Origin of the sequence: Frankia sp. CpI1-P, assembly GCF_001421075.1 — a bacterium.
In the GTDB taxonomy this organism is placed as follows: domain Bacteria; phylum Actinomycetota; class Actinomycetes; order Frankiales; family Frankiaceae; genus Frankia; species Frankia torreyi.
This window is the reverse complement of sequence record NZ_LJJX01000009.1, coordinates 1-22877: the sequence shown is the minus strand read 5'-3', so window position 1 is coordinate 22877 and position 22877 is coordinate 1. Positions and strand designations below refer to the sequence as shown.

The following is a 22877-nucleotide window of genomic DNA, read 5'->3' as shown; positions in this document are numbered from 1 at the left end:
GGGGCAGGCGGGGCGGGGACNGGAACATCCTCGACGGGAACATCAGGGACACCTCCGGAACAACGGGGCAGGGTTGGATCGGGTGGTGCCTGCGCGGCTACGCCGGCAGCAGATTCGGTAGGGACCCGAGCACGACGGGGACGACGCCGAGCAGCAGGAAGGCCGGCAGGAAGCAGAGTCCGAGGGGCGCGACGGCCAGCACGCCGGCCCGGCGGGCGGCGGCGATGCTCTCCGCGTGGGCCTCGTCGCGGGCCCGCTGGGCGAGCCGGACGAGGGCGGCGGCCGGTTTCGCCCCGGACGTCTGAGCCCGGTCGAAGGCGGCGACGGCTGCTCGCATCATCGCGGTCCAGCGTGATCCCGGCGACGCGCGCGGATCGCGCCGCACCAGCCGCGCCAGCCGCGCGGCGCGGCCGCTCGCGACGGTGGCAGCGACCAGCCGGTCGCAGGCGGCGAGCGCGTCGGCCCCCGCCGCCAGTTCCTCGGCGGCGCGGCGCAGCTCCCGGCCCAGCACGCCGCCGTTGGCGGCGCCAACGGCCACCATGGCGGAGACGACCGTCCCGCCACCCCGCAGACAGGCCGCGATCAGGTCGAGGGCCAGCGGCAGGTCGGCGAGCAGCCGCTCGCGCCCGGAGGCGATGCTGGTCGGGCCACCGGTCGGGCCACCGGTCCGGGCGGCGTCCATCGCCACCGGGGCCACCCGCCGTTCGACGCGGTCCGCGAAGGACCGCAGCCAGCGCAGGCCCGCCAGATCCGCCAGGCCCCCCGCGAGCAGGCAGGCGTTGCCGGCGGGGGTGGCGAGCAGCGTGTGCAGCGGCTGGGCACCGGCCAGCGAGCCCAGTGCGATCCCAGCCAGCGGGAGGGCGGCCACCAGCCGCCCGGAGGACCTCGGGCCGGCCAGCGCCGCGGCCAGTTCCCCCGCCCGCACGGCGTCGGCCCTGGCGAGCGTGGCCAGCATCGTCGTGACGGGGGCGAGCCGGGCACCGACCATCGTGCAGACCTGGTAGGCGATGCCGAGCTGGCGGACGGCGCCGGCCTCGTTGCGGCACAGCGTGACCCCGGGGTCGTCCGGTCCCGCGAGTGTGTCGGCCAGCCGGTCCAGCGGGATCCAGCCGGGATGGTGGTCGGGGGCGATACCGAGCTCGTCGATGCCGCGCGCGGCCGCGCGCAGGGCGTTCCCGTGCGGACCGCCGGCGTCGAGTTCCGCCGCGAAGGCCGCGAGGAAGTCCTCCGCGCAGGCCCGCACCCTTGCCTGCCGTCGCCGCGCCCGCTCCCGCCGGACGGCCCGTGCCAGGCAGCCGAGCGCCACGCAGACGGTCGCCGCGGCGACGGGTCCGACGGTCACCGCGACCACAGAGACCAGCGCGACCACCGCGACGATGCCCAGCACGGCGCTGCCCGGCATGGCGATGGGTGCTGCGGCGACCGCCGCAGCCCGCCGGGTCCTCCCGGTCCCGCCCGGGCCGCGGCGGCGGGCGTGGGCAACCGGGCCCACGACGCCCGCCGGGGCGATCAAGGCAGGCTCCCCGCGGGTGCGGCAGCGTCGAGGAACCCCGGCAGGCTCACCCCGCGGGCGTCCAACAGGCTTCTCAGCAGCGGCAGCCCCTCCGCGGCCACGGGCCCCTCGCCGCGCCGCGGCGCTCCCCGCCGGCCGGTGGGCGGGGGCGCCACCAACGCGGGTACGACCTGCACCAGACCGTCGGGTGCCCGGCGGAACACGCCGACCGCCCGGACCCGCCGGTGGCCGTCCACATCCCGATGCAGGTGGACGGCCGCGTGCAGGGCTGCGGCGACATGACTGTGTACCGCCGCCCGGGAGAGCCCCGCGAGGGCGGCCAACGCCTCCAGCCGGGTGGGCAGCGCGGCGGTGTCGTTGGCGTGCACGGTGCTCAGGCCTCCCTCATGCCCGGTGTTGAGGGCGACGAGGAGGTCGAGCACCTCCGGGCCGCGGACCTCGCCGACGACGAGGCGGTCCGGCCGCATCCGCAGCGCCTGCCGGACCAGCTCGCGCTGGGTCACCTCGCCGGCGCCCTCGATGTTGGGCGGTCGGGCCTCCAGCCGGACCAGGCCGGGGCGGCTCACCGCGAGCTCGGCGGTGTCCTCGACGAGGACGATGCGTTCGCCCGGGCGCACCGCGCCCAGCAGGGCAGCGAGCAGCGTGCTCTTGCCCGTGCCGGTGCCGCCCGTCACGACGACCGCGAGCCGCGCGTGCAGCACGGCGTGGAGCACCGCGGCCACCGTGGGACTCAGCGTGCCGGCGAGCACGAGCTCGTCAAAGGTGAACGGCCGGCGCCGGGGGCGCCGCAGGGACAGGCAGGTGCCGCGCACGGCGGTGGGCGCGAGGACGGCGTGCATCCTGGTGCCGTCGTCCAGCAGGACGTCGGCGAAGGGCATGGCGGAGTCCAACCGCCGGCCGCTGGCCGCCGCGAGCCGGACGGCGAGGCGGCGTACCGCATCCTCATCGGCGAAGGTGACCGGCGTCCTCGCCAGCCGGCCCCGCCGCTCCACCCAGACCTCGTCGGGGGCGTTCACCAGCACGTCGGTGACGTCCGGATCGGCGAGGAAAGGATCAAGCGGACCGGCGCCGAGCGGACCGGCGCCNAGCGGGCCGGCGCCGCGGGGCTCCGTGGTCGCCGACTCCGGCTCGTGCGGGCCCGCTGCCTCCCGACGCCCCGTACCCGCCGCCCGCTCCCCGGCCACCGGCTGCGCCGCCGCCACCCGGCGTTGCCCGGCCCGGGCTGACGGCCCGCCACCCCGCCGGGCCGTCACGCCCATGTCTGAGGCTCCGTGCTCGGGCCTTCCGGCGCCTGCGGGGTGGTCGGCCACCGGAGGAGCCCCAGCCGGGCCAGCAGCCGGTCGCCGAGCGGTCCCGGGGCGTCGGCGTTCCGCGGGGCGTCGGCGCCGGCCGAAGTCGCGGCCGGTGGCCGGCGGGCATCGGCGATCACCCCGGCCAGCGGCACTCCGAGCATCTCGCTGACCGCCGTGGGGGCGAGCCCGGCCGACTGGCGTTGCCGTACGACCGCTCGCACGTCCGAGCACCGCCGCCCGACCGTCGCGCAGACCCGCTCGGCAGCCATGACGGACGCCAGATCCGCCCGCAGCACCACCAGCGCCGTCCGGCAGGAGCCGAGCGCGAGGGCGGCGGCCGGGTCCTGCTGCCAGGGCAGGTCGACGACCACCAGATCCGAGGTGGACCGGGCCGTCGAGAGCAGCGTGACCATCGGTCCCACCGGTACGTCGGGCCCGACACCGAGATCCCAGGAGACCACCGCCAGGTCACCGTGCCCCGCCGGCGGACCCGACCAGGAGGGGGGCGCTTTCCCGCCGAGCTTGCCCGGGGGCACCGTGTCCGGCGGGGGGAGGGGATCCGTCGGCCGCCGGTCGGCGGCCCCCGGCGGGGGATCAGCCGCGGACGGCAGGAGCCGGGCGAAGCCGGGTGCCACCCCGCTGCCCCGCGGGTCGGCGTCGATCAGCATTGTGCGCAGGCCGTGGCGCAGGCCCGACAGCGCCAGCGAGACTGCGAGCGTCGACGCGCCGCTGCCGCGCCGGCCGGCGACCACCCCGATCGTCACCGATTCGCGTGGGCCGAATCCGTCGAGATCACCGAAGGCGTCGATCAGCCAGAGCTCGGCTTCCGGCAGGAAGATCACGTGATCGGCGCCGATGCGGGTACCAGCGGACCAGACTCGGCCGTCCTCGACGTGGCNGCCGACCAGGACCACGTGCGGGCGCAGCGGCAGGCCGGCGGCGATGCACGCCTCGGCGCGGTCCATGCCGACGACGACCAGCGGCGCCGCCGCCCAGGCGCGGCGCAGCGCGCCCGGCTCGGTGGCGACCGTCGTCGTGACGCCGGCGGCCGCGGCCAGGCGCAGGAGGTCGTCGAGCAGGTCCGGGACGCCGGTCACGATCAGCGGTCGCGCGTCGCGGCCGTCAGCGGGGGTGAGCAGGGGCATGGCGGGGGGCATGGCGGGCTCGATTCCCGGTCGGAGGGGGAGGACGTGGCCCACCATGCGCCGAAGCGGGCCCTGTGGATGAACGCTCTCCACAGGGCTTCGCCGTGGTGTCATGGAGGATTTGGCCTGATGCCGGGAACTCGCCGCTGCCCGGGGCCGCGTCGGTCGGTGGCCGCGAGGAAGCGGCGGAGCCGACGACAGAACAGGGGAAGGACGGAATGGGCGAGGCGACCCCCGCAGGGGGGAGTGCGGGGGTCGCCTCGGGACATGGCCCAGGTGGAGGCTGCCCGTCTTGGGCCGGGTCCCGCGGCTCTCCGGCCGCCAGGTCCGACATGCCAGGAGATACCCGAGGGCGCCCACGTGAAACCGCACCTTGTGCGAATTCGGGGCGTGCCCGCCGATCGCGGGACGCATCCCCCAAGCGGGGGGCCCGGTGAAGGGCCGCGGGAGTGATCAGGTGTCGCGAGCGAGCGCCTCGCAGACAGCCAGGGACTCCCGGGCAGCCAGTTCGAGGGCCTTCGCGCAGTGCAGAACCCAGGTCGCGACCCCCTGCGCCCCGCCGCCGACGTAGGCGGCGGCGGCGTCGCGGTAGCCGAGGACCGGCGCCCCCGGATCGTCGATGTGGTCGACTTCCAGATGCCCGACGTCGGTGGCGGTCAGGGCCTTGGGGTCCAGCCCGCGGCTGATGAGGACCAGCCGGCTGGCGGCCCGGGCGATGACACCGTCCAGCGCGCCGAACGGCCGCAGCGCCAACAGCTCCCCGTGCACCACGGCGGCCACCACGACGGCCGGCGCCGTGGTCGGCGTGACGAGCAGCCCGGTCAGGCCATCCAGCCGCACGGAGGTCTCGACCGAGTGCGGGGGCGGACCGAGCCGAAGCGGGTCGAGCAGCTCACGGGTGCCCGCGTCGGCCCGCNGCCGACCGAGCAGGTCGTCGGGCAGGTAGCCGCGCCCCACCAGGACGTGCATCCGCGCGAGTGCCTGCCGGGGTGCCCGTTCCCAGGCCGGCCCGAGCACCCCGAGCTCGGCGTAGAGGCGGACCGTCCCCAACACGACGGGGGAGGGCAGATCGGTGGAGGAGAGGTCCAGGGAGTCGGTGGAGCGAAGGTCGGCCGGAACACCGACGGCCGGCGGGAACGTCCGCGCCGCCGCGTCCGGTGCCGCCGCGTCCGGTGCCGCCGGGTTGGGTGCCGCTGGGTCCGGAGCCAACAGGCCCTCGCTCGCCGGGGTGGGCCGCGCGTCGGTGCCAGCGCCCGAGAGGTAGCCGCGTAGCCCTTCCAGGCTGATCTCGTGCCCCTCCAGGGCGGCCGAGGCGCGGGCCGCCCGCAGGGATGCCTCTGTGGTCACGGCGGCGCTCTGCCGGCGCAGGATGCGGTGCCGCAGCAGCGCGTCGACGGCCGCGCGGGCGCTGTCCGCCGCCTCGCGCACCCCGGGCAGGGCGGCGACTCGGGCGAGCGGGTCGGCGGCGAGGACTGATCCGGACGGGCGGGGGTTCACGGTTGGCACGGTACCCGTCCGCGCCATCCGGAGTCGGTGCCCAGCCGGCCGTCGGAGGCGTCACACGAGCACAACCGCGTCGTTCTCCCCCTGGGAGCGTCCGCCCGGGGGACACTGCGCAGCAGGAAAGGGAACGGCGGACTGTGCGCCGGTCCGCCGGGAGGTATGTCGGCGGTGCGACTGGCGAGAGGTTCGGGCCGGGTGTCTCCGGTCGGGTCTCCCGGTCCGCCGCCGGCGCGGACCACCCTGGGCGGGGCGATGGGCCTCGCGACCCGACCACACCGGTCCGGTCGCGGGCCAGAGGGAGGACGAAGGGTGTCGACTACTGCCGGAAAGGCCCGCAACGGCCGGGAGCCCTCGTTGGGCGAGCTGGTGGCGCTGGCCACCCGCGATGTCTCGCTGCTCGTCCGTCAGGAGATCGACCTCGCCAAGGCCGAGCTGACCCGGCAGGCCGTCTCGGCCGCGCTCGGGGTGGCCTGCCTTGCGGTGGCGGCGGGGCTCGGGCTGTGTGCCCTGATCGCCGTCACGATCTTCCTGGGAGAGCTGATCACCTGGGCCGGCGTCGAGCGGTACTGGTCGTACCTGCTCACCGCGGCGGGGTACCTGGTGGTCGCCGGTCTGCTGGCGTTGTTCGCGATCCGCAGGTTCCGCCGGCTCTCCCCGCCCGAACGGACCATCCAGACCGTCCGGGACGACATCTCCTGGCTGCGCAATCCGACTGCCACACCGGCATCGGCATCGGCCGCCCCGACGAACCCGGCATCCGGGGTGGCCTCCGCGGGGCCGGCGGTCTCAGGCGACGCGCAGGGCCCCACTCCGGCGGGGCCTGGCGGGGCGGTGCTGGCCCCGCACCGCCTCCCCTCCTGATCGCCGGGTCGGCCGGGTCGGCCAGGTTGCCGGGGGCGCCGGGGTCGCCGGGGTCGGCCAGGTCGCCGGGGTCGCTGGGGCGCGGAGAGGAGTCTCCGGAGCGGTCCGCCGCAGCAGCCGCCAGCCCGGTCACGCCCCGTCCTGACCGGACCACCNCCGGCCCACAGTGGGGAGTGGTCTGCCATCCTGGCAGGCGATGGAGGACACCGTTCCCGAGCCCGCCAGCGTCCTGATCGACGGGCCGTGGCGGCATCGGGACGTGTCCGCCAACGGCACCCGGCTGCACGTCGCCGAGCTCGGCCGCGGTCCCCTGGTCCTGTTGCTGCACGGCTTTCCGCAGTTCTGGTGGGCCTGGCGCCACCAGCTCACCGCGCTGTCCGCGGCGGGCTACCGCGTCGTGGCCCCGGACCTGCGCGGATACGGGGCGAGCGACAAACCGCCGCGAGGCTATGACGCGTTCACCCTGTCCGACGACGTGGCCGGCCTCATCCGGGCGCTCGGCGAGCAGGACGCCGTCGTCGTCGGCCACGACTGGGGCGGACTGCTCGGCTGGACGACGGCGACCCGCCATCCGATGGTCGTCCGCCGCCTCGCCGTTCTGGCGATGCCCCACCCGCTGCGGCTGCGTCACCAGATCGCGGCGGACCCGCGGGGCCAGGGCGCCGCGAGCCGCTACATGGCGGGCTTCCAACTGCCCTGGCGTCCCGAACGTGCCCTGGTCGCCAGGGATGCCGTCCGGGTCGCGGCCCTCCTGCGCGCGTGGGGGGGTCCCGGCTATCCCGACGCCGAGGCGGAGCGGCGCTACCGCTCAGCGATGCGTATCCCCGGTGTGGCGCACAGTGCCCTGGAGTACCACCGATGGGTGTTCCGCTCGTTGTTCCGGCCGGANGGGGCGCAGTTCGCCGGCGTGCTGCGGCGCTCCCTGCACGTCGACACGCTGCAGATCCACGGTGCGGCCGATCGCTGCTTCCTGCCGTCCACCGCCCAGGGATCCGGGCGCTACGTCAGCGGTCCCTACACCTGGAAACTGCACGGCGAGGTCGGCCACTTCCCGCACGAGGAGGTCCCGGACCTCGTCAACGCCGAGCTGCTCACCTGGCTCGACTCCTGAGGACCGTCAGTCGCAGCCCTGCGTGCTGACCGGCGTCACCGCGACGCTGCCGACCGTGGCGGGCTGCGCGACCTCGGCGGCGCTGAGCACGTACCCGGTGTCATCGTCGCCGATGGCCGCGGCGAACACCACGCCGAGCACGGTCCCGTCCGGGGCAAGCAGCGGGCCGCCCGAGTTCCCCGGTAGCACCCGGCCGCGAACGGCGTAGATGTCGCGCACGACGGTGCCGTGCTCGTAGATGTTCGCCGCCCGGGCCCGCTGGTGGTTGCGGACGCGGGCGGCCACGGTGGTGTAGGGCCCGTCCTGGGGATACCCGGCGATGACCGCCGGCTCCTCGGCCGCGGCCGGCGGGCTGGCCCGCATCCGCAGCGGGGGGCGCTGCAGGTCCGNCACCCGCAGCACGGCGACGTCCCGGTCCGGGTCGAACACCACGACCTCGGCCGGCAGGGTGCCGGTGGACAGCACGACCGTCGGGTGGCGGACGCCGGCCACCACGTGGGCGTTGGTCATGACCCGCTGGGGGGCGATCACGAAGCCGGATCCCTCGACCCGCTGGTCGCAGGACCGGGCGACGCCGCGGATCTTCACGATGCTCGCCGCCGCGGACTGCACCCCGGCGGCCTGGGTGGTGGTCGGGTCCGGCGGGCCGGCCGCGATGATCCGCTCGCCCCCGAGGCCGGCGAAGACCTCCGGGAAGGCCTTGTCGTCGGCGATCTGGCGCAGGTCGGCAAAGGTCTCGCGGACCCCGTCCGGCATGCCGGCGTCCACCGCCGCGAGCACGTGGGAGTCGTGGACCGACCGGGCGAGGGACTCGAAGGGCGAGCGTTCGACGGCGTTCGCCAGCAGCCAGGCGACGAGCAGCACCGAGACGCCGGAGAGCACCGCCCCGGCGGCGGCGTCGACGGCCCGACCGGGCCGCCAGGTCAACCGATCGCGCAGCGCGACCGCGATCGCCGTGCCGGCGACCTGGCCGGCCAGGGCGAGCCCGAGCACGACGAGCAGGCCGACCAGCGCGCCGTNGCCCTGCTGACCGATCAGCTCGGTGAACGGTTTCGCGATCTTCGCGCCGAGCACTCCGCCGCCCAGGAAGCCGACGAACGACAGGGCGCCCACCAGGAAGCCCTGTCGATAGCCGGAGACCGCGAACAGGACGACGAGCACCAGCAGGACGACGTCGAGCACATTGGGCACGGCGGGGTCGGCCCGGACTCAGGCGATCTTCAGCGTGGCCGTCATGTTGGGATGCAGGGTACAGACCACCGGATAGTCACCCGGCTCCGTCACGGTGAAGGTGACGCTCTGCGACTCACCGGCGGAGACGATGCTGGTGTGCGCGGCGGGGATGCGCGGGACGACGAAGTTGTGTGGCGCCGAGCCCTGCGCCACGGAGAAGTCGACGCGNATCTTCCCGGGCTTCGCCAGCAGCTCCGTGGCGGAGAACTTCATGCTCGGCAGGCCGGTGACCGCGAACACCTGGACGCCGTCCGCCCCCCGGGTGGCGCTGAGCGTGGGGCCGGCGGACGGACTGCCGCCGCCGTCGCCGCCGCAGCCCGCCACGCCCAGCAGCACGGCAAGGACCAGCCCGAGCAGCGCGGCCGCGCGGGACGCTCGCTGGTGGGGCGAGCCCAGGTCCGACGGGCGGGCCGCCTGGTCGCGGTCCGCGGTGCAGGTCATCGGTGGTGCCTTTCGTGTCGGGGCGCGGTCGGCCGGCTCAGGGCGTACTCGACGAGCGTTGCCGCGGAGCCGGTGGGGACGGTGTGGCCGGTGTGGCCGGCTTGGCCGGTGGGGAAGCCGCGGGAACCTCACGCGGGAGCGGGTAGTCCACCACCGCCGAACGGTTCCACGGGCGCTCCCATCCTCCCAGCCGCAGCAGGATGTCGAGGATGCCGGCGGTGAAGCCCCAGACCAGCATGCCGTGGACCCGGAACGCCGGACTGAGCAGGCCGCCCTGGGCGTAGCGCAGCATCACCCGGTTGGCCGGGTCGGCGAGTTCGGCCAGCGGCACCCGGGAGACGAACGACGTCTCGGCGAGGTCGACGGGCGCGACCGCGCACGGGGTGTGCCACCAGGCGAGCACCGGGGTGACGAGGTAGTGGCTGGCCTGCAGGTAGAGCGGCGAGGCGACGGCGAGCACCTCGACTCCCGCCGCGTCGAGGCCGACCTCCTCCGCGGCCTCCCGCAGCGCGGTGGCGACCCGGTCGGCGTCGGTGGCGTCGGCAGCCCCCCCGGGGAACGCGGGCTGGCTCGCGTGGCTGCGCAGCTCGGCCGCCCGTTCGAGCAGCAGGACGTCCGGTCCGTCCGGGCCGTCGCCGAACAGGATCAGTACGGCCGCCGGCCGGGCGTCGACGGCGCGCGCGCCCGGGCGGGTCCGGCCGGTCATCAACGCGTCCCCAAGCCGGTCGGCGAGCGTGCGCAGCCACGCCGGCGGTGTGGACGTGCCAGCGGGGGCGGTTCCGGCGGGGGCGACGTCGGCGGGGGCGACGTCGGCGGGACCCGGCGGACGTGGCACCGCGGGTGGGGGCGCGATCTCTCCGGGGTGGGCGATCTCTCCGGGGTGGGCGATCTCTCCGGGGCGGGCGACCTCGACGGGACTGGCGACCTCGGCCGGGGTGGCGATCCTGGGGGGCGGGGCGGCACCCGGCGGCGCCGTCGCGTCGGGGGGAACGGGGCAGGGCGCGTCGGGGGAAGCAGGCGAAGGTGTGGACATCTCCTTCACCGCAAGGCTTCGATGTCGCCGCGTGTNCCCCGCACGAGCTTGGCGGCCTCGNNCGGCTCCGTGGGACCGAGCCCGAACGAGGGGCACAGTCGGGCCAGGGCGCAGGCGCCGCACGCTGGTCGGCGGGAGTGGCAGAAACGCCGGCCGTGGAAGATCATCCGATCGGAGGCGATCGTCCATTCCCGGCGCTCGATGAGCGCGGCGAGGTCGGCCTCGACCCGGACCGGATCGGTCTCGGCGGTCAGCCCGAAGCGGCGCGACAGGCGCCCGACGTGGGTGTCCACGGTGATGCCCGGGGTGTCGAACGCGTGGCCGAGGACGACGTTGGCGGTCTTGCGGCCCACGCCGGGCAGGGTGGTCAGCTCGTCGAGCCGGCGGGGGACCTCGCCGCCGAAGCGCTCGGTGAGCGCCGCGCCGATGCCGATCAGCGAGTTCGCCTTCGCGCGGAAGAACCCGGTCGGCCGCAGCAGCGTCTCGAGTGCGNCCCGGTCGGCAGNCGCGTAGTCCGCAGCCGACCGATACCTGGCGAACACCGCCGGCGTGACCTCGTTGACTTTCTTGTCGGTGCACTGGGCGGACAGCACCGTGGCGACCAGCAGCTCGAGAGCGTTGTCGAAGTGCAACGCGATGCGGGCATCAGGGTGGACTTCGCCCAGCAGACGCACGATCCGCCGGGCCCGCCGGGTCTTCGCGAGCGGCGTCTCGGTCGCGGTGTCGACGNCGGCGGGCATGTCTCGCAGCGTATCCGCCGGCCGATCCGGCCTGGTTGGCACCGGTGGGCGTGCCGTGTGGTCATGACGGGCCTCGGCAACCCGATCCGCGACACACCCACCCCCGGTGCGTCTGCCGATCGCCCGTCGGCCACCATGGGGGAGTCATGTTTGTCATTGCCGCGATCTTCTTTCCTCTGGTGCTTCTCGGACTTCTGCTGGCGATGGAACGGGTGGAACGCCCGTTGAACGCCGCCGACACGGGCAAGGGACTGGAGGGCTTCCTCGACAACGCCCAACCGGACGAGGTCGACACCTTCGTCCAACAGGGCCTGCCCGCCGCGCTCGAGCGGTACCGGCGCCGGCTGCGCCGCCCGTCGCCCGGCAAGCATCGGGCGGCCTGATGCCNCGGCGCGCCTTCGGCCGTTCTTCCGGTGCCGGGTGGATGGCCGGTGCTGGCGTATACCACATGTCGCCCGCCGCGCGCCATCAACGGTCCGGGTATGGGTGCGCGGCGGGCGGCGCATCCGACGGCTTTTCCGCCCAGTCCGCCGCCTGCGGGCGTTGCCGCAGGTGGGGGGCTCGGGCGGCGGGCATTGTGGGGAAGCGACGCCGGGCGGGGAGTCCCGCGGGACCCGGGCCGAAGGCCCCGGCGGCCCCCGGCCGTCCCCTCGGACACCGAGGGCGGGTCCATCGGCCCGCCGGCGGCTGGGCCGATGGACCCGGTGCCCACCTGGCCCGTCCGGGCGAGACGGCTCCCGCGGCCCGTGGCGAGGCGCGGTGGTGGGGATTAAAACACCCGGACGTGGCATCCGGAAGTGCCTGATCAAGGGCGGATTCTCGCGAACGGCGCACGGTCGGTCGCTCCACGTTCACCTGCATGGAGCAATTTCATTGCAGGGGGTCCCTGCTCGTGCCCTCCATCGCTAGTCCTGGCATGCTCAGGACCGTGGAGGATCTGCTTGCCCGCGTACCGCTGTTCGTCGGGCTCTCCGAACAGGACCGGCTGGCCCTCTCCGACCATCTTGATCGGCAGGACGTCACCCGCGGGGACGTGCTGTTCCGAGAAGGAGATGTCGGTGATCGGGTCTTCGTGGTCCTGTCCGGAAAGGTGAAGATAGGGCGTCAGTCGGCTGACGGCCGGGAGAACCTGCTGTCCGTAATGGGTCCTGGTGACCTCTTCGGAGAGCTTTCGTTGTTCGACCCCGGTCCACGCACGGCTACCGCGACCGCGGTCACGGATGCGTCGTTGCTGTCGCTGGAGCACACCGCGCTGCGGCCCTGGCTGCGTTCCCGCCCCGAGGCGGGCGCAATGCTGCTGCGCGTGCTCGCCCGTCGGCTCCGTCGTACCAACGACAACGTCGCGGACATGGTGTTCACGGACGTTCCGGGTCGGGTGGCGAAAGCCCTGCTCGACCTGGCGGAGCGGTTCGGTGAGCCGGCGCAGCCCGGCAACGAGGCGGCCGGTGTCCGGGTCGAGCACGGGCTCACCCAGGAGGAGCTGGCCCAGTTGGTCGGCGCCTCCCGGGAGACGGTGAACAAGGCGCTTGCCGACTTCGCCACCCGTGGTTGGCTTCGCCTGGACTCCCGTGCCGTCGTGCTGCTGGACCGCGAACGGCTGTCCCGCCGAGCCCGCTAGTCCCGGCGCTCGTCACGCGCCGTCCCGGGTCCGCCCGGACGGCCCGCAGGTGCATGCGCCCAGCCGCCCGCCCGTCCGCGCAGCCAGACGCCCGTCCCATCGCCCGCGCCCAGCCCGACAGCCCTACATCCGCGCCCCGCGATACATCCGCGCCCCGCGATACGCCCGCACACCGTGCCGGCGGGCGGGTCGCCCCCGATGGACGACCCGCCCGCCGGCCCCTGACGTCACCTCACGGCGCCCCCGCAGGTCAGCCGGCGCTGCCCGCGACCGCGGCCGGTGGGGACGCGGCCCGCGCGTGGTCGGCGTCCGCGGCCGTCCCCGGCAGGGGGCGTTCCTGCGCCTGTGCCGCGGCCGGTTGCGCGCGCCGCGACCGAGCGTCCGCCGCGGCGGGGACGCCCGTGTCCGGGCCGCCGGTGGGCCCTGCGTCGCCGGCCGGCCCGTCACCGCTGCCCGCGGGGCCGCCGGCCCCGGCGGGGCCCCCGCTGGGCGGCAGGCTGGCCAGCAGCCGCCGGGTCTGCGGCGCCTCGCTGACGGCGCCGGTCGCGGTCGCCGCCGCGAGCGCCCGCAGGTAGGCGCCGCGGCCGCCCTCAAGATCGCCGTTGGCCACGAGCGCCGTGCCCAGCGCCCGGTAGCCCAGCACCTGGGCGCGCACGTCCTCGGCGTCCACGGCGACCGCCCGCCGGGCGACCTCGAGCGCCTCGGCCGGCTGGCCCGCGTCCAGCAGGATGCCGGCGAGGTGCGCGTACGCCTGGCGGCGGGGGAACATCAGCGTCGCCGGCTCGCTCGCCGACAGCGCCTCCCGAAGCAGGTCCAGTGCGGCCCTGGTCCGGCCGCGGGCGCGGGCGATCTGGGCGACGAGCACCTTCGCCCCGAGCTGGGCGTGCGGGTGGAGCTCCAGGTGCTCGAGGTCGGTGAGGGCGATCTCAGCGGCCTGCGCGGCCTTGTCGACCTCGCCGGCGTCGAGCAGGGTCAGCCCGAGCAGCACCCGCGCCAGGGCGCCGACGACCACGTGGCCGCGCTCGGCGGCCTGGTCGCAGGCCTGCTCCAGGTACCGCGCCCCGCGGGCCGGCTCGCCCGCGCCGCGGGCGGCGAGCCCCCGGGCGACCAGTACCAGCATCGATCCCCNCGTGTACTCGGAGTTCTCGAACAGCTCCGTGGCCCGCTGCGCGTGGGACTCGGCGGCGGCGATGTCCCCCAGCTCCGCGGCGGCGATCGCGTCCACGGTCAGGCAGACACCCATGCCCCACTGCTCGCCGACGGAACCCGCGATCTCGATCAGTTCGCGGGTGAGCTTGCGGGCGCGGGTGAGCTGGCCGGACAGCAGGAGCACCAGTGCCTCGGTGCCCCGGCACCAGCCGAGCCCGCCGGTGTCCTCCAGCCGTTCGAACACCGCCGACGCCTCACGCAGCGTCCGTTCGGCCCGGGGGTAGTCCCCGCGGGTGGTGGCGCTCCAGGCCAGGTGCTGCAACGCCCAGCCGACGCCGCGCGGGTCGTCGACCTGGCGGGCGATCGTGAGGGCCTCGCGGTACCGGTCCTCGGCCGCGCCGATCCGGCCGGCGTTGTACTCCAGCATGCCGAGCCGGCGCAGCGCCGCGGCCGTAGCCCGCTCGTCCCCGGCCTGGCGGGCCGATTTCAGCGCGGTGAGCAGGCACTGGGCCGCCTCCTCGGTCCGGCCCTGCTTCTGGCGCAGCTCCCCGAGCACGGAGAAGGCGGCGGCGCGCCGGGCGGGGGCGCCGGCCCGCAGCGCCGGTCGCAGGGTGCGCTCGGCCTCGTCGAGGTGACGCAGCCCCACCAGGGCCTCGGCGTGCAGCACCCGGACGACGTTGTCCTCCTGCGTGTCGATCATGCCCCGGCCGAGCCGGCGGGCATGGGCGAGCAGGTCGGCCGCGGTCCGGTGGTCGTCGCGGGCGAGCGCCGCCCGGGCCAGCCGGACATGCGCGTGGAACCCGGACATCCGGGACGACCAGGCCGGGTCGCCCGGCGGCAGGCCCATCGAGGCGGCCAGGTCGTAGGCACGCAGGGCGTGGCCGGCGACGAAGGTCGACACGGAGCGGGAGCTGCCGATCATCGCCGTGACGCCCCAGCGGGCAGCCGTGGCGTGCCGGCGGGCCCGCTCGACCTTCGGCAGGCCGGCGTACGCGACGTCCCGGGCCATCGGGTGGACGAAGCGCCAGCGGGTCTCGGCGGCCCGCGGCGGGCGGACGAGCTGGCGCTCGGTCAGGACCTCCAGCGCCCGGGTGACCTCCTCGGCCGGCCGCTCGTCGACCATCGGCAGCGCCTCCGCGGGGAAGCGCCGGCCGAGCACCGCCGCGGCCCGCAGCACCGCCTTGGCGACCGGGTCCAGATCGTCGATGCGGGCGGCGAGCACGGACTGCACGCCGGCGGGCAACGGGGTCTCGGCCAACGAGCCGTCGAGCACCAGCTCGGCCTGCTCGCCGTCGCCGGTGCCGTCGCCGGGGTGCAGCAGCCGCCGGTCGATGAGGAGGTTGAGCAGCTCGACGAGGAAGAACGGGTTGCCGTGCACCCGGGCGAGCAGGTCGTCGCGGGTGTGCGGCTCCAGCGTCTTGCCCCGCAGGTGGCTCTGCAACAGCAGGCTGGACGCCTCCGTGCTCAGCGACTGCAGGTCGATGCGCCGGATCCGGGGGAGGGTGGCCAGGCGCGGTCCGGCCCGGTCGAGCAGGACGAGCAGGACCGGCCCGGACAGGCGCGAGGCGAGCCGGCCGATCGCGTCACTGAGCTGGCTCGTCGCCCACTCCAGATCGTCGATCAGCACCAGGATGGGCCCGGACCGCGCCAGCGCGCTGAGCAGCAGCGCGACGGCCTCCACCGTCGCCTCCACGGCGCGCTGCTCGGCCTCCTCGATGTGGGAGGCGCGGGCCGCCGGATCACCCGGGGTAGTGGCCGGGATGGTGGACCGCCGGTCCAGGGGCACGCCGAGCAACAGGAGTAAGCGGTCGGCGATGCCGGCGGGCAGCCGCGCCCCGGTGAGGGGATGGGACAGCCCCGCCACGGTGCGCCGGACCCGGTCGGCCACCCGGTCGAGCGAGTCGCCGTCCGTGACACCGCAGGCGTTGCGCACGACGTCGACGAGGGGCGCGAGGCCGCGGCCGTCGCCGTGACGGACCGTGCGTCCCCACAGCGCCACCGTGCCGGGTGTCCGCTCAGCCCGGTTGGCCAGCTCGCTGGCCAGCCGGGTCTTGCCGATCCCGGCCTCGCCGACGATCAGCGCGACCTCCGGCGAGCGCCGCGTGACGACCTCGGCGAAGAGCGTCTCCAGGGCGGCCAGCTCCGCGTCGCGGCCGAGGAACGGCGCGTCGTCGGCGAGACCCGGCCGGGCGACGTTGGAGGGGCGCAGGCTGATCAGCTCGTACGCCGGCACCGGTTCCCGCTTGCCCTTGAGGACGAGGTCGGGCAGCTCACGCCAGCTCGCCACCGACCGGGTCGCCAGCACCGTCTCGCGGCCCGCGTAGACGGTGCCGATCGTGGCCGCGGCCGACAGCCGGGCCGCGGTGTTCACCGTGTCGCCGATCACCGTGTACGAGATGGCCGCCTGCACCCCGGCGAGGACCTCGCCGGTGTTGATCCCGACGCGCAGGCCGAGGCGGCCCTCCGCGCTGTCACCGGCGGTGTCCTGCACCAGCCGGCGGACGGTCTCCTGCATCGCGGCGGCGGCCCGCACCGCGCGCTCCGGGTCGTCCTCGTGGGCGGTGGGCGCGCCGAAGACGGCCATGATGCCGTCGCCGGTGAGGTTGTCGACGCGCCCGCCGACCTCGTCGATCTCGTGGGCGAGCGCGGCGAGCACCCGGTCGGTCATCTCGCCGACGCGCTCCGGGTCGCGGTTGTCGGCCCAGCCGGTGAAGTCGGACAGGTCGCCGAACAGTACGGTGACGACGCGCCGTTCCGGGACCTCGGACGCCGGGGCTTCGGNCTGGGTGAACTCCAGGCCGCAGTGATAACAGAACCGTCCGCCGGGGACGGCCGCCGAGCCGCACCGGGGGCAGCGCAGCGGCCCCGTGTGCGGTGCGGAGATCACCATGGTCGCCGCCGCCCGGGGCGTGGGGATCGCGCGGGCACCCTCATCTGCGGGCCTCCCGGGGTAGGGGCAGCACCGGCGCCGCGTCTCGCCCGACCGGGTGGCCGTAGGCCGCCCCGGACCGGCCGCTCGGCCTCCGGCTGGTCGAAGTCGTCATCCTGCGCACGATCGGTTCCCTCCGTGCCAAAGTTTAGTGGTCTGGGTCTCCTTCCCGGCATCCCCTCCGGTCGGGTGACCGATCGCGGCCGCGTTGGTGCCTCCCGGTGGTACCGGGGTCGTCCAGCCCCGCGTCGCCGGGCGCGGCGAGGCTCGATCGGGTGCCGTCCCGCCGCAGCCGGACTCCCTGATCTGCCTGGTCAGCGGCCCGCGGTGGGGCTGGGAGGGCCCGGGCCGGGGCCGCTGGCCCGCGAGTGCCGAACGGGTGGCCCCGCTCACGGCCGCCGTGAGGATATGTCACGGGTCGCGAGCACGGGGACCAACCCGAAGTGCCTGGCTCGTTCAGGGGATGTCGGGATGCTGCCGCAAGTAGTCCAGTTGGGCCCTGACGGAAAGTTCGGCCGCGAACCACAGCGCCCGGTCGGTGTCCGCGTACACCCGGCGGACCACGTCGGCGGGGTCGGCCTCGGCGGCGTCGACCCCGGCGTCGGCCAGCGCGCGGCGGACCTGGTCCAGGCGGCCCCGGCGGTGGGCCAGGTACTGCTCCGCGGCGCGGCCGGCGGCGGGCAGCTCGGGGCCGTGCCCCGGCAGCACCGTGGTCTCCCCCAGCTCCCGCAGCAGCCGCAGGCTGTCGAGGTAGTCGCCGAGCCGCCCATCGGGGTGGGCCACGACGGTGGTGCCGCGACCGAGGATCGTGTCCCCGGTCAGCACCCCCGGCCCGGACGGCAGGCCGGCGCTGCCGGCGGCGTCCGCGGGCGGGCCCGACGCCGGCCGCTCGTCGCCGCTGAGCAGGAACGACAGCGAGTCCGAGGTGTGGCCCGGGGTGGGCAGCACGCGCAGCTCGATCCCCGCGGTCGCGATCACGTCGCCGGCGGTGAGCCCCTCCGAGCCGAGGCGGTGCGCCGGGTCCAGCGCGCGGACCGGGGCGCCGGTCAGCCGGTGCAGCGCGGCGGCGCCGGCGCTGTGGTCGGCGTGCCCGTGGGTGAGCAGGATCAGCTCGACACGGCCGGCGGTCGCCACCGCGGCCAGGTGCCCCGCGTCGTCGGGCCCGGGATCCACCACCACGCACCCCTGCTCGCCGGCGGCGCGCAGCAGCCAGGTGTTGGTGCCGTCCAGCGTCATCGGACCCGGGTTCGGGGCGAGCAGCACCGCGGCCAGCGGGGTGACCTGTCGAGGAGTCGTCATGACTGAAGCCTTATCGCTGGTCCGGTCCGCTGTCGCCCGGTCCGCTGTCGCCCGGTCCGCCGCCGCCCGGCGGGTCGTACGCCTCGTCGTGCGGCAACAGCAGGTGTGCCTCCCCGCCGCTGACGAGGATCTTCGGCATGATCGGCGACAGGTCGCGGGCGTGGGCGGCGGCAAGGACCGACGCGACGTCGTCGTGCTCGGACAGCTCGGCCAGCGTGAACGCGGTGGGCGGCAGCATGCCCAGCGCGCCGGCGGCGTGCCGCTCGAGCGCGTCGACGGGCCGCATCCACTCCATCCGGTCGGCCTCCCGGGAGGGCTGCTCGGGGGACTGTCCGCCGGGCAGGGCCGCGACGAAGAACCGGGTGTCGTAGCGCCGAGGCTCGATCTCCGGGGTGACCCACCGGGCCCAGGGCGCGAGCAGGTCGGCCCGCAGCGCCAGGTCGTGGCGGCGCAGCAGCTCGCTCAGCCCGAGCTCGTGGTGCTCCAGGGCCCGGCGGGCCTCGGCACGGGCCGTCTCGTCGAGGCTCGGCGCAGCGGCCGTCCCGTCGGCTGGATCCCGGGGAACGGCACCGGCCAGCANCACGCCGCACTCCTCGAAGGTCTCGCGCACCGCGGCGCAGACCAGCGCCCGGGCGAGCGCGGGGTCCGCGTCGAGTGCGTGCATCACCTCGGTGACCGGCGGCCCGGCCCAGGGCACATCCGGCCCCATGTCGGTCGGGTCCACCCGGCCGCCGGGAAAGGCGTACATCCCGCCGGCGAACGCCATCCCTGTCACCCGCCGCAGCAAGTACGCCTCGATGCCTCGACCGCCCGGAGCGTCGCGCAGCAGGACGACCGTGGCGGCATCGCGCACGGGCGCCGACGAGCCCACCGGCGGCCGCGGTGCCCCCGCCGCGGCGCCGGGACCGGCGGGATCGCGGACGACGACCAGCGACCGTTGCAGCCGGGCGAGCAGGGCAGCCTTGTGATCGACCATGAGGCCGATGCTAGTGAGGACCACCGGTGGCCGCCGCCGATCGAGGTCGGACCTCGCCGCCTGGCCCCGGCGGGTCCGCTCAGTCCCGGGCGAGGGCCGCCACCCGGGCCACCACCTCGACCTCCACCGGCGCGCCCAGCGGCAACGCGGCGACCCCGACCGCCGAACGAGCGTGCCGGCCGGCGTCGCCGAAGACGTCGACGAACAGTTCGCTCGCCCCGTTGAGGACCACCGGCTGGGCGGTGAACCCGGCGGCGCTCGCGACGAACCCGACCAGCTTCACGATCCGGACGATCCCGTCCAGGCCGCCGGCCTGCGCGGCGACGGCCGCCAGCGCGTTGAGCGCCGCGATCCGCGCCAGCTCCGCCGCCCGCTCGGCGTCGACGGCCTCCCCGACCAGGCCGGTGGCGACCAGCCGCCCGTCGACCAGCGGCAACTGCCCGGCTGTCCAGACCAGATCGCCGTCGCGGATCGAGGGAAGGTAGGCGCCCGCCGGGCTGGCCACCGGCGGCAGCGTCAGTCCCAGCTCGGCCAGGCGGGCGCTCGGGCTGGTCAAGTCAGGCCTGGCCCTTGGGCCGCTTGAAGTAGGCGACGAGGCCCTCGGGGTTCGTGGGAGCGGGGATGACCTGGACCAGCTCCCACCCGTCCTCGCCGAAGGTGTCGAGGATCTGCTTGGTGTTGTGGATCAGCAACGGGGCCGTGAAGTACTCCCACTTCGTCTGCATGACACCGGACCTTAGAGCATCCGGTCTCCCCGCCCCGGACACCGCGGGGGACGACGGCCTCGTTCGGTCCGCGGGCGCCCGCCGCGGGGGAGCTCACGGCTTCCGACATGGCGGGGGCCGGGCGCGCGGGTACGGTCGAGCGTGTGAGTGGCAAGCGCACGGTGACCGAGGACTCCGACGACGAGGCGAGCGGTCCGTGGGATCGCCGGCTGCACATCGTCACCGGCAAGGGCGGAACCGGCAAGACGACGATGGCCGGCGCACTGGCGGTGGCGCTGGCGACCGGCGGCCGGCGGATCCTGCTCACCGAGGTCGAGGGGCGCCAGCAGATCGCACAGTTGTTCGATACCCCGCCGCTGCCCTACCAGGAGCGCAAGGTGGCCAGCGCGCCCGGCGGCGGCGAGGTGTTCGCGCTCGCGATCGACGCCGACGAGGCCCTGCTGGAATACCTGGAGATGTTCTACAACCTGCGTCGGGCCGGAAAGGCGCTGAGCAAGATCGGCGCGGTGGACTTCGCGACGACGGTCGCGCCCGGGGTGCGCGACGTGCTGCTGACCGGCAAGGTCAAGGAGGCCGTCAACCGCCCCGACGCCACCCGTCCGGNGGGGCTCGCCTATGACGCGGTCGTGCTGGACGCGCCGCCCACCGGGCGGATCTCCCGCTTTCTCAACGTGACCGCCGAGGTGGCGGGGCTGGCCAAGATGGGTCCGATCCGCGCCCAGGCCGACAGCGTGATGGCGGTGCTGCGGCCCGAACGTGCCGCCGTGCACCTGGTGACGCTGCTGGAGGAGATGCCCGTCCAGGAGACCGTGGACGGCGTCGCCGAGCTCACCCGGGTCGGGCTGCCGCTGGGCGGGGTGATCGTCAACATGGCCCGCTCGCCCCTGTTGAAGGTCGGCCAGTCGCGGCTGGCCCGCCGCGGCGAGCTCGACCGGGAGGAGCTCGCCGCCGGGATCAAGGAGGCGGGTCTGGAACCGACCCGCGATCTGGTGGACGCGCTGGCCTGGGAGGCGGCCCAGCACGCCGACCGGGTGGCGCTGGAGACGGCCGAACGGGCCGAGATCGCCGCGCTCGGCCGCCCGGTGTACGAGGTACCGCTGGTCGCGGACGGGGTCGACGTCGGCACGATCTACCGGTTTGCGGAGATGCTGCGCGCGCAGCAGATGGTGGGGTGAGCGCCGTGGGTTCGACGTCCGGCGACGACCGGCCGCAGGTGGCGAAGAGTTCCCGATCGGCCAAGGCCACGGCGGGACCGGCGAAGGCGGCCGGCGCTGCGAGGACGGCCGGCGCTGCGAAGGCGGCCGGCGCCGCGAAGGCGGGCACCGGAGCGAACGAGACCAGGAGCGAGGGCCCGCGTCGCCGCTCCGGCGGGTCGACGGGGCGGGCGGCGGGCCGGTCCGCCGGGACCGCGACCCGCCGGGTCCGGCCGCACCCGGCGGGGGCGCCGCTGCTCGACGTCGACGCGATGCTCGACACCGAGCGCATCATCGTCTGCTGCGGCTCGGGCGGTGTCGGCAAGACCACCACGGCCGCGGCGCTGGCGCTGCGCGCCGCCGAGCGTGGGCGCGACGTGGTGGTCCTGACCATCGACCCGGCCCGCCGGCTCGCCCAGTCGCTGGGCCTGACCGCGCTCGACAACACCCCGCGGGAGGTGGCCGGGGTCGACGGCGCCGCCGGCGGTCGCCTCGACGCGATGATGCTCGACATGAAGCGGACGTTCGACGAGATCGTCCTGGCGCACAGTACGCCCGAGCGCGCCGAGGCGCTGCTGGCGAACCCGTTCTACCAGTCGCTGTCGTCCTCCTTCTCCGGGACGCAGGAGTACATGGCGATGGAGAAGCTCGGCCAGCTCGACGCGAGCGGCGAGTGGGATCTCATCGTCGTCGACACGCCGCCCACCCGGTCGGCCCTGGACTTCCTCGACGCGCCGACGCGGCTGGGCACCTTCCTCGACGGGCGGCTGCTGCGGCTGCTGCTCGCGCCGGCCAAGGCCGGCGGGCGGGCCTACGCGAAGGTGCTCGGCGCCGGTCTCGGCATGTTCACCAAGGTGATCACCAAGGTGCTCGGCGCCCAGCTCCTCATGGACGTCAGCCAGTTCGTCGCCGCGCTGGAGACGATGTTCGGGGGCTTCCGGGCCCGGGCGGAGGAGACCTACCGCCTGCTCGGCGATCCTGGCACCTCGTTCGTCGTCGTCGCCGCGCCCGAGGCGGCGGCGCTGCGCGAGGCGTCGTACTTCGTCGATCGGCTCGACGCGGAGGGGATGCCGCTGGCCGGGCTGGTGGTCAACCGGATGCACCACAGCGACGCGACGGCGCTCACCGTCGAGCGCAGCCTGGCGGCCGCCGAGAACCTCGATGAGCACGGGGAGNATCCACTCGCGGCGGCGGTGCTGCGCATCCACGCCGAGCGGGCGCGGCTGGCCAGCCGGGAGGCGCGGCTACGGGAGCGGTTCACCAGCGCCCATCCCGACACCCCGCTGGTGGAGGTGGAGGCGCTGTCCGAGGATGTGCACGACCTGGCGGGTCTGCGTGAGATCGGCGACGCGCTGGCTCGGGTCGAGCGGCTGGAACGGGCCGGCTGATANCGCGTCGGCTGATACCGCGTCGGCTGACGCAGGGCCGGCGGAAAGGACTGCGTTCCGAACCGGGACGACGCTGTCCTCGGGCGGAATCGGGTGCGGGTCACGGGTTGGTGGGCCCGTGCCGGTCATGNGGTGGTCGGGCGGGTGTGCTGCCGCGCGGTGTCGGGCCGGACGGTGGACCGGGCCGGCTCGGTGGGCGCAGCGTCCCCGTCCGGGCTATCCGGCGGACGCTGATCGATGATCAGCCTGGGCGTCGGCGAGCANCTTGCGCCAGGACGTGACGTCCGGGCGGCGTCGCAGCAGCGCGCGGCGCTCCCGCTCGGTCATGCCGCCCCAGACGCCGAACTCGACGTGGTTGTCGAGGGCGTCGGCGAGGCACTCGGTGCGGACGGCGCAGCCGAAGCACCGGGTCTTCACCCGGTTCTGGGCGGCGCCCTGGACGAACAGCTCATCCGGGTCGAGGTCGCGACAGGCGGCGTGTGCCGTCCAGTCGCCGTCGACGGTGGAACCCACGAGGTGGGTCGGGTTGGCGCGCAGGGTCGTGCTGACGGCGGGGGCCAGGCTTCTGGTCATGCCACCTGCCTTTCTTCTCGAGTCCGGGTCAGGGGGCCCGTGCGGGTGGTGACGTGGCGTTGACCCGAAACCGTACGGAGTGGCGTGGCCACGGCACAGACCCCACACGGGTGGTTGTCCAAATGACTAGTAGACCGTCGCCACTAATGTTTGGG

The 22877-nt window shown here is 75.3% G+C and carries 11 protein-coding genes and 18 pseudogenes; 9 read left to right on the top strand and 20 right to left on the bottom strand.

The window, feature by feature from the left end; genetic code table 11:
- Positions 1-97: 97 nt before the first annotated feature.
- The 6 genes and pseudogenes from FF86_RS08170 to FF86_RS43275 all read right to left on the bottom strand — a co-directional run.
- The gene (locus FF86_RS08170; RefSeq protein ID WP_236705744.1) at positions 98-1513 is read right to left on the bottom strand and encodes a type II secretion system F family protein; all 1416 of its coding nucleotides are present in this window, start codon (positions 1511-1513) and stop codon (positions 98-100) included.
- Positions 1510-2598, bottom strand: a pseudogene (locus FF86_RS08165) (TadA family conjugal transfer-associated ATPase); the annotation flags it as partial. The pseudogene FF86_RS08165 and the gene FF86_RS08170, both read right to left, overlap by 4 nt.
- Positions 2599-2762: 164 nt before the next feature.
- Positions 2763-3703, bottom strand: a pseudogene (gene ssd, locus FF86_RS65645) (septum site-determining protein Ssd); the annotation flags it as partial.
- A 1-nt stretch (position 3704) separates the two neighbouring features.
- A pseudogene (locus FF86_RS43285) lies at positions 3705-3962 on the bottom strand (hypothetical protein); the annotation flags it as partial.
- Positions 3963-4403: 441 nt separating this feature from the next.
- Positions 4404-4866, bottom strand: a pseudogene (locus tag FF86_RS43280) (hypothetical protein); the annotation flags it as partial.
- Position 4867: 1 nt separating this feature from the next.
- A pseudogene (locus tag FF86_RS43275) lies at positions 4868-5474 on the bottom strand (hypothetical protein); the annotation flags it as partial.
- A gap of 288 nt (positions 5475-5762) precedes the next feature.
- Here FF86_RS43275 and FF86_RS08150 point away from each other — a divergent pair.
- The 3 genes and pseudogenes from FF86_RS08150 to FF86_RS43270 form a co-directional block, all read left to right on the top strand.
- The gene (locus FF86_RS08150; protein WP_236705743.1) at positions 5763-6314 is read left to right on the top strand and encodes a phage holin family protein; all 552 of its coding nucleotides are present in this window, start codon (positions 5763-5765) and stop codon (positions 6312-6314) included.
- Between the two features lie 196 nt (positions 6315-6510).
- Positions 6511-7202: pseudogene (locus FF86_RS08145) on the top strand (alpha/beta fold hydrolase); the annotation flags it as partial.
- A gap of 1 nt (position 7203) precedes the next feature.
- Positions 7204-7425 (top strand): alpha/beta fold hydrolase (locus FF86_RS43270; protein ID WP_396229810.1); only part of this gene is annotated, 222 nt, incomplete at its 5' end.
- 6 nt (positions 7426-7431) lie between these two features.
- Here FF86_RS43270 and FF86_RS43265 read toward each other — a convergent pair.
- The 7 genes and pseudogenes from FF86_RS43265 to nth (FF86_RS43230) form a co-directional block, all read right to left on the bottom strand.
- Positions 7432-7814: pseudogene (locus FF86_RS43265) on the bottom strand (trypsin-like peptidase domain-containing protein); the annotation flags it as partial.
- A 1-nt stretch (position 7815) separates the two neighbouring features.
- A pseudogene (locus tag FF86_RS43260) lies at positions 7816-8444 on the bottom strand (CvpA family protein); the annotation flags it as partial.
- A 1-nt stretch (position 8445) separates the two neighbouring features.
- Positions 8446-8616: CvpA family protein (locus tag FF86_RS43255; protein ID WP_242418413.1), on the bottom strand; the 171-nt coding region annotated here is incomplete at its 3' end.
- Between the two features lie 18 nt (positions 8617-8634).
- Positions 8635-8826, bottom strand: a pseudogene (locus FF86_RS43250) (plastocyanin/azurin family copper-binding protein); the annotation flags it as partial.
- Between the two features lie 310 nt (positions 8827-9136).
- Positions 9137-10132 (bottom strand): CoA pyrophosphatase, encoded by a 996-nt coding sequence (locus FF86_RS08130; RefSeq protein ID WP_313954310.1) that lies wholly within the window; start codon positions 10130-10132, stop codon positions 9137-9139.
- A 62-nt stretch (positions 10133-10194) separates the two neighbouring features.
- A pseudogene (gene nth / locus FF86_RS43240) lies at positions 10195-10624 on the bottom strand (endonuclease III domain-containing protein); the annotation flags it as partial.
- A 14-nt stretch (positions 10625-10638) separates the two neighbouring features.
- Positions 10639-10861 (bottom strand): annotated as a pseudogene (nth, locus tag FF86_RS43230) (endonuclease III domain-containing protein); the annotation flags it as partial.
- 157 nt (positions 10862-11018) lie between these two features.
- Here nth (FF86_RS43230) and FF86_RS08120 point away from each other — a divergent pair.
- Entirely contained in the window at positions 11019-11255 is a 237-nt protein-coding gene (locus FF86_RS08120; protein WP_009741745.1) for a hypothetical protein, read from the top strand.
- Positions 11256-11800: 545 nt separating this feature from the next.
- Positions 11801-12490: a Crp/Fnr family transcriptional regulator gene (locus FF86_RS08115; protein WP_035923438.1), complete on the top strand. Its 690-nt coding sequence runs from the start codon at positions 11801-11803 to the stop codon at positions 12488-12490.
- A 250-nt stretch (positions 12491-12740) separates the two neighbouring features.
- On the opposite strand, the pseudogene FF86_RS43225 reads toward FF86_RS08115, so the two are convergent.
- From FF86_RS43225 to FF86_RS31700, 6 genes and pseudogenes are all read right to left on the bottom strand, one after another.
- Positions 12741-13618, bottom strand: a pseudogene (locus tag FF86_RS43225) (tetratricopeptide repeat protein); the annotation flags it as partial.
- 1 nt (position 13619) lies between these two features.
- A pseudogene (locus FF86_RS08110) lies at positions 13620-16420 on the bottom strand (AAA family ATPase); the annotation flags it as partial.
- Between the two features lie 604 nt (positions 16421-17024).
- The gene (locus FF86_RS08105; protein ID WP_044883903.1) at positions 17025-17867 is read right to left on the bottom strand and encodes an MBL fold metallo-hydrolase; all 843 of its coding nucleotides are present in this window, start codon (positions 17865-17867) and stop codon (positions 17025-17027) included.
- A gap of 580 nt (positions 17868-18447) precedes the next feature.
- Positions 18448-18843 (bottom strand): annotated as a pseudogene (locus FF86_RS43215) (NUDIX hydrolase); the annotation flags it as partial.
- A gap of 79 nt (positions 18844-18922) precedes the next feature.
- Entirely contained in the window at positions 18923-19399 is a 477-nt protein-coding gene (locus FF86_RS08095; protein WP_044883902.1) for a RidA family protein, read from the bottom strand.
- 1 nt (position 19400) lies between these two features.
- Positions 19401-19568: a DUF4177 domain-containing protein gene (locus FF86_RS31700; RefSeq protein WP_095212072.1), complete on the bottom strand. Its 168-nt coding sequence runs from the start codon at positions 19566-19568 to the stop codon at positions 19401-19403.
- Between the two features lie 107 nt (positions 19569-19675).
- Here FF86_RS31700 and FF86_RS43210 point away from each other — a divergent pair.
- The 4 pseudogenes from FF86_RS43210 to FF86_RS43200 all read left to right on the top strand — a co-directional run.
- Positions 19676-20171: pseudogene (locus tag FF86_RS43210) on the top strand (ArsA-related P-loop ATPase); the annotation flags it as partial.
- A gap of 1 nt (position 20172) precedes the next feature.
- A pseudogene (locus FF86_RS43205) lies at positions 20173-20743 on the top strand (ATPase); the annotation flags it as partial.
- Positions 20740-21936, top strand: a pseudogene (locus FF86_RS08085) (ArsA family ATPase); the annotation flags it as partial. The pseudogenes FF86_RS43205 and FF86_RS08085, both read left to right, overlap by 4 nt.
- 1 nt (position 21937) lies before the next feature.
- A pseudogene (locus FF86_RS43200) lies at positions 21938-22149 on the top strand (ArsA family ATPase); the annotation flags it as partial.
- A gap of 264 nt (positions 22150-22413) precedes the next feature.
- Here the strand turns inward: FF86_RS43200 and FF86_RS08080 are convergent.
- A partial coding sequence (locus FF86_RS08080; protein ID WP_242418386.1) for a WhiB family transcriptional regulator occupies positions 22414-22722 on the bottom strand: 309 nt, incomplete at its 3' end.
- Between the last annotated feature and the right edge of the window lie 155 nt (positions 22723-22877).